General features: G+C 65.3%; 14 protein-coding genes and 1 pseudogene. 5 read left to right on the top strand and 10 right to left on the bottom strand.

From position 1 onward, the window contains the following. Positions 1-17: 17 nt before the first annotated feature. The gene (locus tag QZ471_RS19550; RefSeq protein ID WP_295466913.1) at positions 18-1,712 is read right to left on the bottom strand and encodes a DEAD/DEAH box helicase; all 1,695 of its coding nucleotides are present in this window, start codon (positions 1,710-1,712) and stop codon (positions 18-20) included. Between the two features lie 279 nt (positions 1,713-1,991). Then, complete coding sequence (locus tag QZ471_RS19545; protein ID WP_295466911.1) at positions 1,992-2,741, bottom strand: spermidine synthase; 750 nt, start codon at positions 2,739-2,741, stop codon at positions 1,992-1,994. 112 nt (positions 2,742-2,853) lie between these two features. Between QZ471_RS19545 and QZ471_RS19540 the strand changes: the two genes are divergently transcribed. After that, complete coding sequence (locus QZ471_RS19540; protein WP_295466909.1) at positions 2,854-4,200, top strand: class II 3-deoxy-7-phosphoheptulonate synthase; 1,347 nt, start codon at positions 2,854-2,856, stop codon at positions 4,198-4,200. Between the two features lie 19 nt (positions 4,201-4,219). On the opposite strand, the gene QZ471_RS19535 is transcribed toward QZ471_RS19540, so the two are convergent. Next, a complete protein-coding gene (locus QZ471_RS19535) occupies positions 4,220-5,419 on the bottom strand; it encodes a crosslink repair DNA glycosylase YcaQ family protein (protein WP_295466907.1) in 1,200 nt (399 codons plus the stop codon). 31 nt (positions 5,420-5,450) lie between these two features. Then, on the bottom strand, positions 5,451-5,696 hold the full coding sequence (locus QZ471_RS19530; protein ID WP_295466905.1) for a DUF1127 domain-containing protein: 246 nt from the start codon (positions 5,694-5,696) through the stop codon (positions 5,451-5,453). 100 nt (positions 5,697-5,796) lie between these two features. Here QZ471_RS19530 and QZ471_RS19525 point away from each other — a divergent pair, with 100 nt between their 5' ends. Continuing rightward, positions 5,797-6,648, top strand: coding sequence for a LysR substrate-binding domain-containing protein (locus QZ471_RS19525; RefSeq protein ID WP_295466903.1), 852 nt, complete (start codon positions 5,797-5,799; stop codon positions 6,646-6,648). Here the strand turns inward: QZ471_RS19525 and QZ471_RS19520 are convergent, their stop codons facing one another. The 3 genes and pseudogenes from QZ471_RS19520 to earP all read right to left on the bottom strand — a co-directional run. Beyond that, a complete protein-coding gene (locus QZ471_RS19520) occupies positions 6,649-7,389 on the bottom strand; it encodes a sulfite exporter TauE/SafE family protein (protein WP_295467300.1) in 741 nt (246 codons plus the stop codon). Positions 7,390-7,648: 259 nt separating this feature from the next. After that, complete coding sequence (gene efp / locus QZ471_RS19515; protein ID WP_295467298.1) at positions 7,649-8,215, bottom strand: elongation factor P; 567 nt, start codon at positions 8,213-8,215, stop codon at positions 7,649-7,651. 48 nt (positions 8,216-8,263) lie between these two features. Then, positions 8,264-9,391: pseudogene (earP, locus tag QZ471_RS19510) on the bottom strand (elongation factor P maturation arginine rhamnosyltransferase EarP); the annotation flags it as partial. Positions 9,392-9,529: 138 nt separating this feature from the next. Here earP and QZ471_RS19505 point away from each other — a divergent pair. Beyond that, positions 9,530-10,222 (top strand): endonuclease I family protein, encoded by a 693-nt coding sequence (locus QZ471_RS19505; protein ID WP_295466901.1) that lies wholly within the window; start codon positions 9,530-9,532, stop codon positions 10,220-10,222. Positions 10,223-10,228: 6 nt separating this feature from the next. On the opposite strand, the gene miaE is transcribed toward QZ471_RS19505, so the two are convergent. From miaE to QZ471_RS19490, 3 genes are all read right to left on the bottom strand, one after another. Further along, positions 10,229-10,840 (bottom strand): tRNA isopentenyl-2-thiomethyl-A-37 hydroxylase MiaE, encoded by a 612-nt coding sequence (gene miaE / locus QZ471_RS19500; RefSeq protein WP_295467296.1) that lies wholly within the window; start codon positions 10,838-10,840, stop codon positions 10,229-10,231. A gap of 73 nt (positions 10,841-10,913) precedes the next feature. Next, positions 10,914-11,390: a DUF1289 domain-containing protein gene (locus QZ471_RS19495; protein WP_295466899.1), complete on the bottom strand. Its 477-nt coding sequence runs from the start codon at positions 11,388-11,390 to the stop codon at positions 10,914-10,916. A 56-nt stretch (positions 11,391-11,446) separates the two neighbouring features. Then, a complete protein-coding gene (locus QZ471_RS19490) occupies positions 11,447-12,892 on the bottom strand; it encodes an NCS1 family nucleobase:cation symporter-1 (RefSeq protein ID WP_295466898.1) in 1,446 nt (481 codons plus the stop codon). 298 nt (positions 12,893-13,190) lie between these two features. On the opposite strand from QZ471_RS19490, the gene QZ471_RS19485 reads away from it, so the two are divergent. Both QZ471_RS19485 and QZ471_RS19480 read left to right on the top strand, forming a co-directional pair. Next, a complete protein-coding gene (locus QZ471_RS19485; RefSeq protein ID WP_295466896.1) occupies positions 13,191-13,895 on the top strand; it encodes a GntR family transcriptional regulator in 705 nt (234 codons plus the stop codon). 8 nt (positions 13,896-13,903) lie between these two features. Continuing rightward, a complete protein-coding gene (locus QZ471_RS19480; protein WP_295466894.1) occupies positions 13,904-14,635 on the top strand; it encodes an aspartate/glutamate racemase family protein in 732 nt (243 codons plus the stop codon). The last annotated feature ends 59 nt before the right edge of the window (positions 14,636-14,694 follow it).

The raw sequence follows: 14,694 nt of genomic DNA, 5'->3' as shown, positions 1-14,694 counted from the left end.
TTCGTGTCACCGCGGGATCAGTCCTCGCGATAACGACGCAGGCGCAGGGCCTTGCCGGCGACGCGGGTGTCCTTGAGCTTGGTCAGCAGACGCTCCAGGCCTTCCTCGGGCAGCTCCACCAGGCTGAAGGAGTCACGGATCTGGATGCGGCCGATGGCCTCGCGATCCATGCCGCCTTCATTGATGATGGCACCGAGCAGGTTCTTGGCGGCGACGCCATCGCGCGCGCCCAGGGCGGTACGGCAGCGGACGCGACCTTCCGGCAGCGGCTGCATCGGGCGGCGCTCGCCGCGATCCGGACGCTCGCCACGCTCAGGACGGTCGCCACGCTCGCCGCGCTCGGTACGCGGACGGTCGCTGCGGCCGGCACCGGGGGTCAGCGGCTGCTCGCGACGCACGGACTCGATGTCCAGGGCGCGGCCAGTGGTCAGCTTGGCCAACAGGGCGGCGGCCAGGGTCGAAGGATCGCACTGCAGACGCTCGCACAGCTCCTGACGCAGGGCGCCGTGGGTGGCATCGGCATCGGCCAGCAGCGAACCCACGCCATCGGCCAGGCGGGAGATACGGGCTTCCAGCACAGCTTCGGCGTCGGGCAGGCGGATCTCGCCGACGCGCTGACCGGTGACGCGCTCGATGACCTGTAGCATGCGGCGCTCACGCGGAGTCACCAGCAGCAGCGCGCGACCTTCGCGACCGGCGCGGCCGGTACGGCCGATACGGTGGACGTAGGACTCGGGATCGTAGGGCATGTCCACGTTCAGCACGTGGGTGATACGGGCCACGTCCAGACCGCGAGCAGCGACGTCGGTGGCGACCACGATGTCCAGCGAACCGTCCTTCAGGGACTCGATGGTCTTCTCGCGCTGGGCCTGGGGCATGTCGCCGTTCAGGGCGCTGACGCGATAGCCCTGGCGCTCCAGCAGCTCGGCCAGGTCCAGGGTCGCCTGCTTGGTGCGGACGAAGGCGATCAGGGCGTCGAAGTTCTCCACTTCCAGGAGGCGCAGCACCGACGCCGGCTTCTGGTCGGCGTGGACCATCAGATGCGCCTGCTCGATGCGGGCGACGGTCTGGGTCTTGGCCGCGATGCGGACGTGTTGCGGCTCCTTCAGGTGACGCTCGGCGATGGCGCGGATCGACGGCGGCAGGGTAGCCGAGAACAGCACGGTCTGGCGGGACTCCGGCATGGCCTCGAAGATGAATTCGAGGTCATCCATGAAGCCCAGCTTGAGCATCTCGTCGGCTTCGTCGAGCACCAGGTGCTGGACGGTGGCCAGCAGGTTGTCGTCGCGACGCAAGTGGTCGCACAGACGACCGGGGGTGGCGACCAGTACCTGGGCGCCCATGCGCAGGGACTTCAGCTGCGGACCCATGGGCGCGCCGCCGTAGAGGGCCACGACCTTAACGCCGGGCATCTCGGTGGAATAGGTTTCGCAGGCGGTCGCCACCTGCAGGGCCAGTTCCCGGGTGGGAACCAGCACCAGAATCTGGGGTTCGCGGCGGGACGGGTCGAGCTTAGAGAGCAGCGGCAGAGCGAAGGCTGCGGTCTTGCCGGTACCGGTCTGGGCCTGGCCGATCATGTCGTGGCCGGAGAGAATCACCGGGATGGACTGCGACTGGATGGGCGACGGCTCTTCGTAGCCGACGGCCTTGATGGCGGCGAGGATGGCGGGATTGAGATTGAGCGCAGCGAAACCGCTGGTGTCCTGGGTCATTGTCTTGCCTCGTGTGCTTCGCAAAGACCCCAAAGCCAAGAGCTGCGCTTATCCGAATGACCGAAGTCGCCCAGGCAGCCAAGGTGTGAGCTTTTTGCGAAATAGCGATGAAAAAGGGGTGAAGCGTCTAGGATTGTTCGCCGTCGGGCGAACGCACGACCGGAGTGGCCATGGCGGCGGACCGGGAAAATGCAGTTCCTGAACGGAAGGTCAAAAAGACCGGGGCGAATAATACCCGAACCCTGGACATTTTTCCAGAGGACATTAGCCGATATCCGCTCACGTCGCCGCCCTCAGGTTGTCCAGGTAAGGCTCGAGATCGAAACCCGCCTGCGGCGTCAGGTCGCGCACCCGCGCCCGCACTCCAGCCTCGTCCAGCTCCTGCTCCAGGCTGGCCGGCACCAGCAGAATGACATTGCCTTCGACTACCGGGCATTCCCAGTAGTGGTGGCGGAACAATCCGCGCAGCAAGGGTGCCCCCAGGGGCTTGCCGTCGTTCGTGCTCCACTGGTTGATGACCAGCCAACCACCGGGCTGGAGCTTGGCCTGGCAGTTTTCCAGGAAACGCCAGGCCAGATGGGCACTCGAGGGGCCCACGTCGGTATAGAGATCGACGAAGAGCAGATCCGCCGGGGCCGCCGCCTCGAGCAATTCCATGGCATCGCCGATACGGATGTCGAGCCGCGGATCGTCGCCTAGCCCCAGGTGCTGCCGCGCCAGGCGCGGGACCTCCGGGCGGAGTTCCAGGGCTTCCACCGCCTCCAGCGGCAACCACTTGAGGCAGGCCTGGGTCAGGGTACCGGCGCCCAGGCCGAGGAATAGTGCCCGCCGCGGCGCGGCATGACAGAGCGCCCCCAGCAGCATGGCCCGGTTATAGTCGTATTCCAGCCAGGCCGGGTCCCGGGTGAAGACACAGCTCTGCTCCACCTCCTCGCCGAACTCCAGGAAGCGATAAGGCCCTACCTCCACTACCCGGATCCGCCCATAGGCATCGACGACCTCTTCCAGCAAGACTTCCGTAGCCGCCATCACACCCTCCTCTATTGACCGCCATGGTAGCCGCCATGGCCATAGTCTATCGAGCGCTACCGGCTCCTTCGGTTATCATGGCCGGCTTCGTCGACCCCTTGCAGAGAGAGCCATGTCCGCGCCCTGGAGCCCTAACAGCTGGAGAGGCCTGCCCATCCAGCAACAACCCGAATATCCCGATCAAGCCCGCCTCGCCGAAGTGGAGCGCACCCTGGCCGGCTATCCGCCGCTGGTGTTCGCCGGTGAAGCCCGCGAATTGCGCCGGCAGTTCGCCGAGGTCACCCAGGGTCGGGCCTTCCTGTTGCAGGGCGGCGATTGCGCGGAAAGCTTCTTCGAATTTTCTGCCGGCAAGATTCGCGACACCTTCAAGGTGCTCTTGCAGATGGCGGTGGTCATGACCTTCGCCGCCGGCTGCCCGGTGGTCAAGGTCGGCCGTATGGCGGGCCAGTTCGCCAAGCCGCGCTCCTCGGGCGAGGAAGTCCAGGACGGCGTCTCCCTGCCGGCCTACCGTGGCGACATCGTCAACGGCATCGACTTCACCGAAGGCAGCCGTATCCCCGACCCCCAGCGCCTGATCCAGGCCTACAACCAGTCGACCGCGACGCTCAACCTGCTGCGCGCCTTCGCCCAGGGCGGTTTCGCCGACCTGCACCAGGTGCATCGCTGGAACCTAGACTTCATCGCCAACTCGGCGCTGGCCGACCGCTATCACCAACTGGCGGATCGTATCGACGAGACCCTGGCGTTCATGCGTGCCTGCGGCCTGGACACTGCGCCCCAGGTCAAGGAGACCAACTTCTTCACCGCCCATGAGGCGCTGCTGCTCAACTATGAAGAAGCCTTCGTCCGCCGCGACAGCCTGACCGGCGACTGGTACGACTGTTCCGCGCACATGCTCTGGATCGGCGATCGCACCCGTCAGCCGGGCGGTGCCCACGTGGAATTCCTGCGCGGGGTCAACAACCCCATCGGCGTCAAGGTCGGTCCTTCCACCACCAGCGAGGACCTGATCCGCCTGATCGATACCCTCAACCCCGAGAACGATCCGGGGCGCCTGAATCTGATCGTGCGCATGGGCGTGGGCAAGGTCGGCGACCATCTGCCGCGGCTGATCCAGACCGTGGAGCGCGAAGGTCGCCAGGTGCTGTGGAGTTCCGACCCCATGCACGGCAATACCATCAAGGCCTCCAGCGGCTACAAGACCCGGGATTTCGCCAGCGTGCTGGGCGAGGTCAAGGAGTTCTTCGGCGTGCACAAGGCGGAGGGGACCTACGCGGGTGGCATTCACATCGAGATGACCGGCCAGAACGTCACCGAGTGCATCGGCGGCGCTCGCCCGGTCACCGAAGACGCCCTGTCCGATCGCTACCACACCCATTGCGACCCGCGCCTGAACGCCGACCAGTCCCTGGAACTGGCCTTCATGATCGCCGAGACGCTCAAGGGCATTCGCCGCTAGGCAGAGGGCGCGGCGCGATTCAGTGCCGCGCCACCGCTGCTCGCAAGACCTCCGCCGGCCCGTGCAACTGCAGGTCGGCGAGACCCAGCCAGTCGGCCAGCGCACGCAACTGCCCTGCCAAGGCCTCCCGACCCTCCTCGTCCAGCCCCGCCGGCTCCAGATGCACGGCGTGCACCGCCAGCCGCGACTGTGCCCGCTCGGCGCGCAGGTCCACCCGCGCCGTCAAGCGCTCCCGGTAGAGAAAGGGCAGCACGTAGTAACCGTAGACCCGCTTGGGCGCTGGCATGTAGAGTTCCAGCCGATAGCGGAAGTCGAACAGTTGCTCGGTACGCTCGCGCTCCCAGACCAGGGAGTCGAAGGGCGACAACAGCGCCGCCGCGTGTACCGGCCGTCCTGGATTGGGGCTTTCCGCGACGTAGCCGAGCTTGGACCAGCCTTGTACCTGGATCGGCTGCAGACTGCCCTCCTCGCGCAACTCGGCGATGCCTTGGCGAGCGTCGGCGGGGCTGAGGCGAAAATAATCGCGCAACTGCCCCTCGCTCGCCACGCCCAGCGCCCGCGCGCTGCGCAGCAGCAGTGCTCGCCGCGCCGCGGCCGGTGTCGGCACCGGAGCCGCCAGGATCGCCGCTGGCAGGACTCGCTCGGGCAGATCGTAGAGCCGCTCGAAACCGCGGCGACCGGCCACCGTCACCTCACCCGCGGCAAACAGCCATTCCAGCGCCAGCTTGGTCGGACTCCAGTCCCACCAGGGCCCGGCCTTGTCGGTGCGCTGCGCCAGGCTGCCAGCACCCAGCGGGCCACGCTGCACCACGGCTGCAAGCGTCTCGGCCACCACCTGGGGCTGCTCGACCGCGAAGCGGGCCAACTGCCGATAGATCCCTACGCCCTGCCGCGCTAGCTCCCGCCGCCAGTGCAACTCGGTCCAGACCTCGGCGGGTACCAGCGAGGCCTCATGGGCCCAGCATTCATAGAGCTTACGGGCCCGCCCCTTGCCCCAGGCGAGGACGTCGAAGTCGGTGAAGTCATAGCAACCTAGGCGGCTGAACAGCGGCAGATAGTGGGAGCGCACCAGCGCATTGACCGAGTCGATTTGCAGCACGCCCAAGCGGGTGGCCTGGCGATACAAGGCGCCCGGCCCCACTCCACCCTTGGGCGGGGCGCCGAATCCTTGAGCACGCAGGACCAGCCGACGCGCCTCGCGTAGGGAAAGACTGTCCATCCAGGTTCCTGATCAGGAGGTCCTCCTCACCCTAGCAGGATCGACGCGGGCCTTCCTCTGGCGGTTGTTGCCAGAACGGCTTGTCGGCCTCCTGCCAGGCATCGGCGCGGCTCAGACCCAGATCGCCGAGGGCGGCGTCGTCCAGTCGGTAGAGGGCGCGACGCTGACGCGAGAGTTCCAATGCACGCGCCAGCCAGGCGAAGGCCTTGGCGACGCGCTGCGTCAGTGAACGATTGGTGTTGAAAGCGGCAACGCGACGAGAGGTGAGCTGAGCCATGGCACTGTTCCTCGGTGAGGGCTATAGCTCAAGTCTCCGATTCGGCTTAACATCAATCCAACGAATCTTTCTTATGCGATGCATTCGCCTGGATGATGAAATGAATTATCCCAGCATAGACTCGGATCTACTGCGCACCTTCGTCGCCATCGCCGAGTACGGCGGTTTCACCCGAGCGGCAGAGGTCGTCAGCCGTACCCAATCGGCGGTCAGCATGCAGATGCGCAAGCTGGAAGAAGACGTATTGCAACGTCGGCTGTTCGAACGGGATGGGCGCCAGGTGCGACTGACCGCGGAGGGCCAGATTCTGCTGGGCTACGCGCGGCGCATCCTCAAGCTGCACGGTGAGGTGATGACCACCCTGCGCGAGCCGCACATGGTGGGGACGGTGCGTATCGGCACGCCCGATGACTACGTCATGAGATTCATCCCCGGCATCCTGGCGGGCTTCGCCAAGGCCTATCCGCTGGTGCAGGTGGACGTGCATTGCGAGCCCAGCGCGGGCCTGTTGCAACGCCAGGATCTGGACCTGACCATCGTCACCCGCGAGCCGGGCAACGAGATCGGCCTGCCGCTGCGTCGGGAGCGCTTCGTCTGGGCGGAGGCGCCTGGCTTCGACGTGCACCAGCGCGATCCGCTGCCGCTGGCGATGTTCAACACCTCCTGCTTCCTCAGCGACTGGGCACGCCGCGCCCTGGACAACCGCGGGCGCGGCTATCGCCTGGCCTACAGCAGCCCGAGCCTTGCCGCCCTGCTCGGCATCGTCAAAGCGGGTCTGGCAGTCACCGCGCAGCTGGAAAGCCTGCTGCCGAACGAATTGCGGCGGCTCGGCGAAGCCGACGGCATGCCCGACCTGCCGTCCTGCTCCATCGAACTGCTGCGCAGTCCGCGAAGTGCCTCGCCGATCATCGACACCCTCGCCGAGCATATCGCCGAAGGCTTTCGGCAATAGTCAGCGCAGCGCCAGCAGCACTGCGCACAGCAGCAGGAAAGCGCAGAACAGCAAACGCAGCAGCCGCTCGGGAAGCTGGTGGGCCAGCTTCACGCCCCAGCTCACACTGAGCAGGCCACCAATGGCCAGGGGAATGCCGACGCTCCAATCCACTTCGCCGTGCCAGGCGTAGCTGGCCAGGGTAACGCCGGTGGTGGGCAACGCCATGGCCAGCGACATGCCCTGGGCCGCCACCTGGCTCAGCCCCATCACTCCCGCCAGGATCGGCGTGGCGATCACCGCCCCGCCCACACCGAACAGCCCGCCGACCAGCCCCGCCACCAGCCCCAGTACGCCGAGCCCCAGACGGCTCGGTGTGGTCAGCGGCGGCTGGCCACGCCGATAGAATTGCCAGAGGTTGTAGAGCACCAGCACGAGCAGGAAACCGACGAAGCCGTGGCGCATGGAGCGGGCATCGAGGGAAACCGCCAGTGCCGTACCGACCAGGGCCGAGACCATGCCCGCACCCGCCAGCAACGCGGCGCGCTGCCAGTCGATGCGATTGCGCTGGTTGTACTTGTAGACCGACAGCAGCACGTTAGGCACCACCATCACCAGGGCGGTGCCCTGGGCCAGTTGCTGGTCGAGGCCGAACAACAGCGCCAGCACCGGAATGGCGATCAGGCCCCCGCCGATACCGAACAGCCCACCCACGACACCCAGCAGCGCCCCAAGGACGACATCGATCAACAAGGTAAACAGCGATTCCACGGTGGCACTATCCAGCAGCGAAGGAGGGTTGCAACAGCGGTTGGGCCCGGTAGACACCCAGACAGCAAAAAGCCCGGCAAGCCGGGCTTTTCATCGAGACGCCTGATTTAGAGCCTGTTCAAAGTCTCGCGAGCTAGAGCCAAACAAGGCGAAAATGGCTGAGGAAGCGGAGTTTACGAGTGGTAAATGAGCATTCCGAAGCCATTTTCAACGCCGTTTGGCCGACGCGCAGCAGACTTTGAATAGGTTCTTAGACCTTGGCGCGCGACTTGTACTCGTTGGTACGGGTATCGATCTCGATGTGGTCACCGATATCGCAGAACTCGGAAACCTTCAGCTCATAGCCGTTGTTCAGGCGAGCGGTCTTCATGACCTTGCCCGAGGTATCACCGCGGACGGCCGGCTCGGTGTAGGCGATCTGGCGCACGATGGTGGTCGGCAGCTCGACGGAGATGACGCGATCATTGTAGAACACCGCTTCGCAGACGTCGGTCATGCCGTCTTCGATGAAGGCGATGGCTTCGCCCAGGTCGTCTTTCTCGACTTCGTACTGGTTGTAGTCGGCGTCGACGAAGACGTACAGCGGATCGGCGAAGTAGGAATAGGTAACTTCCTTGCGATCCAGGATGACCGGCTCGAGCTTGTCATCGGCGCGGAAGACGGTTTCGGTCGCGCTGCCGGAGAGCAGGCTCTTCAGCTTCATCTTGACCACTGCAGCGTTACGGCCGGACTTGTTGTATTCAGCTTTCTGGATGACCCAGGGAGCGTTGTCGATCATGGCCACTTGGCCGGCACGGAACTCTTGTGCGGTTTTCATGCGGTTATCCGTATGGATGGAAGAACGGGATTTCGAGGCGCCATATGATAGCCAATCTGTATGGAAAAGCACCAGGCTACTGGCAAGATCGCTATGGGAAGCCATTCTCTCGCTCCAATCGCTCGCCAGTAACCGCCAATCCGCGACCTGCGCCTCGAGTACCGACCAGGCCGCAGCCAGGTCGCCGCGACCATTCCAGGCCAGCCAAAAACCGGTGACCGCCTGGGCCAGCACGGGCGCAGCCGTCTCGACGTAGCGCGCGAGGAAGGCTTCGAGCTTGACGAAATGGGCGTCTTCTTCTTGCGGATAGATGTGCCAGACGAACGGATGGCCGGCCCATTGCGCGCGGACGAAGGAGTCCTCGCCACGAATGGCGTTGAAGTCGCAACACCAGAGCAGACGGTCGTAGTCCTGCTGGGAGACGAAGGGCAGCACCTGGACCCGCAGGGCACCGCGGCGATGGCTGTCGCCGGCCTTGAGCCAGTCGACTCCCAGCCAGGCGGCGACGTTAGCCAGTACCCGCCCCTCGGGCACCAGCAGGCAGGTGGGCCGAGCGCTCGCGCTAAGGGCGTCCAGCCAGTCGATCAGCGCCGGGTTCTCGTAGGCGAACAGCGAGAACAGCCGCTCGTCCGACTGCCGCTTAACCCCGAGGCTGGCGAGAAAGTCGGTACGTGCCTGGGCAGTCGCAAGGAATTCATCCCGCTGGGCGAGCAGACCCTGCTCCCGCAACAGTCCTCCCACCTTGGCCGTGAAGCCGGGGAAGAAAAAATACTTGTTCAGCCCAGTGGGCTGGAGCGATGGCAAGGCATGGCAGCCTTCGATCCACTCCTCGGCACTGAGGTACTCGAGATTTAGCCAGAGCGGCCGCTCGGCGCGGCGTGCCATGGCCGCTACGAAGTCTTCCGGAACCTGGCAGGCGAAGGCTTCCACCACCACGTCGCCCGGCTCTGCCTCGATCTCGCCAGCGCGCCAGAGCCGCACCTCGACGCCCCGATGCCATTGCTGCTCGGCAGTGCCGTCCACGCCCGGCTGGATGCGCGCCAGCGGATAGAGGTCATCGATCCACAGGCGCACCTGCTGTCCATGCTCGGCGACCAACTGCTGGGCCAGCCGCCAGGTGATGCCCGCGTCGCCATAGTTGTCCACCACCGTGCAGAAGATGTCCCAGGCTGCCATGCCTTACCTCTAAGTCATTGATATCGTATCTGTTCCGCGCCAGCGGCGGCATCAGGGCGCGACGGATTCCAGTGAACCCAGTCACACCGCGACCCTGTACGGGTCGGTAGTATCCGCGCTTTTTCGGACGGATTCTCCATGTCGTTGCGCCCCGCCCTGCTGCTCAGCCTGACCCTGGCGTCCCTCAGCGCCCTGGCCACGCCTCAACCGCCCCGCACCTTCAGCGAAGCCAAGCAGGTCGCGGCCAAGGTCTATGCCCAACAGGGGGTGGACTTCTATTGCGGTTGCCACTACAGCGGCAAGACCGTGGACCTCAAGAGCTGCGGCTACGTCCCGCGCAAGAGCGCCCAGCGCGCCAGTCGCATCGAATGGGAACACATCGTCCCCGCCTGGGTGATCGGCCACCAGCGCCAGTGCTGGCAGAAAGGCGGCCGCAAGAACTGCACCGCCCACGACCCGGTGTACCAGAAGGCCGAGGCCGATCTGTTCAACCTGGTGCCGGTGGTCGGTGAGGTCAATGGCGATCGCAGCAACTTCGCCTTCGGCTGGCTGCCGCAGAAGCCGACCCAGTACGGCGCCTGCCAGATGGTGGTGGACTTCAAGGCCAAGACCGCCATGCCACGCCCGGAAATCCGCGGCATGGTCGCCCGCACCTACTTCTATATGAGCGACCGCTACGGCCTGCGCCTGTCCAAGCAGGATCGCCAGCTCTACACCGCCTGGACCAAGCAGTACCCGCCGGAAGCCTGGGAGCGCCAGCGCAACCAGCGCCTGGCCTGCATCATGGGCCGCGGCAATCCCTACGTCGGCGAGACCAAGGCCTGCAAGTAAGGCGGCTCAGGCCACCTGCGGGATACCGCTGTGGAACCTCATCTCGCGGTCGCCGGAGGTGATCAGCTCCACCTCCAGGGCGCGCACCTCAGCGATCTTGGCGTCCACGTCGTCCCGCTCGCCATAGAGATAGGCCAGCTTTAGATAGTCCTGGAAGTGGCGCGCCTCGGAGGCCAGCAGGCCGCTGTAGAACTTGCCCAACTCTTCGTCCAGATGAGGCGCCACGGCGCCGAAGCGCTCGCAGGAACGGCATTCGATGAAGGCGCCGATCACCAGGCTGTCGGTCAGCTTCAGCGGCTCGTGATTGCGGCAGAGCTTGCGCAGGGCGCCGGCATAGCGCGCCGAGCTGACATTGCGATGCTCGATGCCCCGGCGCTTCATGATCTGCAGCACCTGTTCGAAATGCCGTAGTTCCTCGCGGGCGATGCGCGACATCTTCCAGGACAGCTCGGCGCGATTGGAATAGGTGAATAAATAGTGGAAGGCGGCGCCGGCGGCCTTCTTCTCGTTGTTGGCGTGGTCCTGCAGCAGCGTCGGCAGGTCCTGCAGCGCGGCCTCGACCCAGGCGTCCGGCGTGCGGCAACCGAGGAAGTCGTTCATCTCGGGCAAGGACATCAGCGTAATCCCATGCAAAAGCCGCGCATTATAGAGAAAGGCACGCGCCTGGGCAGCGCCGCCTGCCTGCTGGCGTTCAGACGCGGCTGTCGACGCCTTCGAGCAGGAAGCGCGGAGCGATGTAGCGGTCGTAATGGGCTTCGGAGAGCAGGAAGAATTCCCGGTCGATGGCATCGCGCAACTCGGCCAGGGGTCGTTCACGAAATTCCGGCAGGAGGCGAATGCCATAGGCGTCCAGTTGCTGGATATGGCGCGCACCACGGGCCAACAGTTGATAGGCCCAGCAATACTCCGACTGATCGGGTCGGAAGCGGATGCTGCGTTGCTGCAGTTGCTGGCGCAGCAACTCGGCATCGAAGACATCGACCTTGGCCGACACCACCTGCACCAGTAGGAGCTCCAGCCGCGCCCAGACGGCCAGGCGCTCCTCTTCGCTATAGAGATTCCAGTTCACCACCTCGTGGTGGAATCTCTTGCAGCCACGGCAGACGTGATCGCCGAACATCGTCGAGCACAGGCCGACGCAGGGCGTCTTGATGACAGGAGCGGACATGGGTGAAGCGCCTTGGAGCAAAACGCCTAGTCTAGCCCGAAACGCCAGCGGATCCATCACACCGCGGCGGCGCCTCGGGCCGGCAGCGAACTGACGCTGCGACGGCTGAGGACATAGAAGAACAGTCCGCCGAGGAAGCAGCCGGTGAACCAGGCGAAGTTGGCGATCGGCTTGAACCAGGGCACGAAGGTGAAGCACAGCCCGATCAGCGCCGCGGCGACCAACGCCTGGACCGCCACCCAGTTCACGCCACCGCTGTACCAGTAGGCACCGCTGGGGGTGTCATCGAACAGGGCGTCGACGTCGATCTGGCCCTTGCGCAGCAGGTAGTAGTCCACCAGCAGGATGCCGAACAGCGGACCAATGCAGGCCGCCAGCACGTCCAGGGTGTAGTGGATCACCTCGGGGTTGTTGAACAGGTTCCAAGGAGTGATGAAGATCGAGGCTACCGCGGCGATCATGCCGCCGGCGCGCCAGCTGATCTTGCTCGGCGCCACGTTGGCGAAGTCGAAGGCTGGCGAGACGAAGTTGGCGACGATGTTGATGCCGATGGTGGCGGTGACGAAGGTGAAGGCGCCCAGCAGCACCGCGGTGGTGTTGTCGATGCGCGCTACGGTGGCGATGGGATCGTGGATCATCTCGCCGAACACCGGCAGGGTGCCGGAGACGATCACCACGGTGACCAGGGAGAAGGCCAGGAAGTTGATCGGCAGGCCCCAGAAGTTGCCACGGCGGACGTCCTGCATGGAACGGCAGTAGCGGCTGAAGTCACCGAAATTGAGCGTCGGGCCGGAGAAGTAGGACACCACCAGGGCGATGGCCATGATTACCTGACCGAAGGCAGCCCAACCGCTCAGCTGCTTTTCCGCCAGGGTGAAGCTGATGTTGCTCCAGCCGGCGCGCCAGACGATCCAGGCGGCGAGCACGAACATCACCGCGTATACGGCGGGACCCGCCCAGTCGATGAAGCGGCGGATGGATTCCATGCCCGCCCAGAACACGCAGGCCTGCAGCACCCAGAGGGTGAGAAAGCCCATCCAGCCAAGATAGGAGAGCCCGAGGAAGCTGGTATCGCCATAGACGGCCAGGGCCGGGAAGAATCGGAGCACCACAATGACCAGGGCACTGGACGCCAGGTAGGTCTGGATACCGTACCAGGCTACGGCGATAAGACCGCGGATCACCGCCGGGATGTTCGCGCCGAAGACACCGAAGGCCAGCCGGCAGATCACCGGATAGGGCACGGCGGCCTGCTGACTGGGGCGAGCGACCAGATTGGCGATCACCTGGATGATGCAGATACCCACCAGCAGGGCGATCAGCACCTGCCAACTGGCCAGGCCCAGGGCGAACAGGCTGGCGGCGAAGACGTAGCCGCCGACGCTGTGCACGTCGCTCATCCAGAAGGCGAAGATGTTGTACCAGCTCCATTTCTGCGCTACCGGGCCGAGGTCTTCGTTGTACAGACGTGGGCTGTAGCCCGGGGGAATCTGCTGGGTCATGGATCGCCGCCTCCGTGGTGGGCAGGCACCTGCATACGGCGCCTGCTTGATTTTGTATACAATCCACCAGGCAGAGACCGTGCCAGTTGGTGTCAAAACGGCCTAACTGGCTGGTCGAACACGGAAAATTCGGCAGAGAGCGCTCTAGCCCGCCCCTGTAAAGCCGTTGCCTATCGCACTCAACTGGGGCATTCGGTACCAGCAGAGCGCTACCTTGGCGCACAACCACTCGCGCCTTTGCTCATCGTCGCCGACCGAAATCCTGTATACAATTCAGGTAAATCGCTGGAGCACGCCCATGAGTGCAGTACCCTCGCCACTCGCCGTTGCCGCCTCTCCGCGGGACGAGCGGATCTACCAGGACATTCTCGAAGCCATCGTCGAACATCGCCTGGCGCCCGGCACCCGGTTACCGGAAGACACCCTGGCGGAAACCTTCGGCATCAGCCGCACCGGCATCCGCAAGGTGCTCCAGCGCCTGGCCCTGGAACGCCTGGTCACCCTGCGCGCCAACCGCGGCGCCCAGGTGGCTCAGCCCAGCGCCAAGGAAGCCCAGGACATCCTCGCCGCGCGCCAACTGATCGAGCCGGCGCTGATGCCCCTGGTCGCCGCCCGTGTCGATGCCGCTCAGTTGGCACCTCTGCGTCAGCTCTGCGTCGAAGAGCATGAGGCACAGCACAGCGGGCGCCACAGCCTGGCGATCCAGCTGTCCGCCCGCTTCCATGTCGAACTGGCCGCCCTGGCCGACAATCAGGTGCTCACCGAGCAGGTCGCCCAACTCGCCAGTCGTTCCTCGCTGCTCATCGCCATCTATGGCTCACGCCATAGCCTGGGCTGCGATTGCGGCCAGCACGGCGATCTGCTGGATCTGCTCGCGCGAGGCGAAGGCACGGCCGCCAGCGACTGGATGGCGCAGCACCTGCGGCTGATCCGCGAATCCCTTCATATCGACCGGCCCGCCGCGGCCGAGCCGGACTTCCGTAGCATCTTCAAACGCAGTTGAGGCACGCCATGCAGATCCAGGTCATCAACCCCAACACCAGTGCCGCCATGACCGCCAAGATCGGTCGTGCCGCCCAGGCGGTGGCCCGCCCGGGCACCGCCATCCTGGCGAGCAACCCGGACGCCGGCCCCGTCTCCATCGAGAGTCATTACGACGAGGCGGTGGCCGCGGTCGGGGTGATCGAGGAGATGCGCAAGGGCGTCGAGGCGGGTTGCGCGGCCCACGTCATCGCCTGCTTCGGCGATCCGGGACTGCTCGCTGCCCGGGAAATGGCCAAGGGGCCGGTGCTGGGCATCGCCGAGGCCGGCTTCCACCTCGCCAGCCTGCTGGCCACCCGCTTCGCCGTGGTGACCACCCTCACCCGCACCCGCATCATCGCCGAGCATCTGCTGCAGCGTTACGGCTTCGCCGAGCTGTGCACCTCGGTGCGCTGCATCGACCTGCCGGTGCTGGCCCTGGAAGCGGCGGACGACAGCCTGATCGAACTCATCGCCGCCGAAGGTCGGCGGGCGCGGGACGAGGAAGGTGCCGGCGCCATCGTCCTCGGCTGCGGCGGCATGGCCGATCTGCGCGAAGCCCTGAGCGAGGCCATCGGCATTCCGGTGATCGAGGGCGTCAGCGCTGCGGTCAAGCTGGCCGAGTCCCTGGTGGACCTGGGCCTGGGCACCAGCAAGCATGGCGACCTCGCCTACCCCATCGGCAAGCCCTTCACCGGCCGCTTCGCCCACCTCGGCCGCTAGACAGGTCGAGCGCCTAGAGCTCATACAACCCCTGGATGCGGCCAAGGTCTAAGGCCGCA

This window comes from uncultured Pseudomonas sp. (assembly GCF_913774235.1).
Taxonomy (GTDB): domain Bacteria; phylum Pseudomonadota; class Gammaproteobacteria; order Pseudomonadales; family Pseudomonadaceae; genus Chryseomonas.
The sequence above is the reverse complement of the archived record's forward strand: the minus strand, read 5'-3'. Positions and strand labels throughout refer to the sequence as shown.

Coding starts and splice junctions, on each gene's coding strand:
- QZ471_RS19545 (WP_295466911.1), bottom strand. CDS start 2,741: ATGGCGGCTACGGAAGTCTTGCTGGAAGAGGTCGTCGATGCCTATGGG.
- QZ471_RS19530 (WP_295466905.1), bottom strand. CDS start 5,696: ATGGCTCAGCTCACCTCTCGTCGCGTTGCCGCTTTCAACACCAATCGT.
- QZ471_RS19480 (WP_295466894.1), top strand. CDS start 13,904: ATGCAGATCCAGGTCATCAACCCCAACACCAGTGCCGCCATGACCGCC.
- QZ471_RS19535 (WP_295466907.1), bottom strand. CDS start 5,419: ATGGACAGTCTTTCCCTACGCGAGGCGCGTCGGCTGGTCCTGCGTGCT.
- QZ471_RS19550 (WP_295466913.1), bottom strand. CDS start 1,712: ATGACCCAGGACACCAGCGGTTTCGCTGCGCTCAATCTCAATCCCGCC.
- QZ471_RS19505 (WP_295466901.1), top strand. CDS start 9,530: ATGTCGTTGCGCCCCGCCCTGCTGCTCAGCCTGACCCTGGCGTCCCTC.
- QZ471_RS19525 (WP_295466903.1), top strand. CDS start 5,797: ATGAATTATCCCAGCATAGACTCGGATCTACTGCGCACCTTCGTCGCC.
- QZ471_RS19540 (WP_295466909.1), top strand. CDS start 2,854: ATGTCCGCGCCCTGGAGCCCTAACAGCTGGAGAGGCCTGCCCATCCAG.
- efp (WP_295467298.1), bottom strand. CDS start 8,215: ATGAAAACCGCACAAGAGTTCCGTGCCGGCCAAGTGGCCATGATCGAC.
- QZ471_RS19490 (WP_295466898.1), bottom strand. CDS start 12,892: ATGACCCAGCAGATTCCCCCGGGCTACAGCCCACGTCTGTACAACGAA.
- QZ471_RS19485 (WP_295466896.1), top strand. CDS start 13,191: ATGAGTGCAGTACCCTCGCCACTCGCCGTTGCCGCCTCTCCGCGGGAC.
- QZ471_RS19495 (WP_295466899.1), bottom strand. CDS start 11,390: ATGTCCGCTCCTGTCATCAAGACGCCCTGCGTCGGCCTGTGCTCGACG.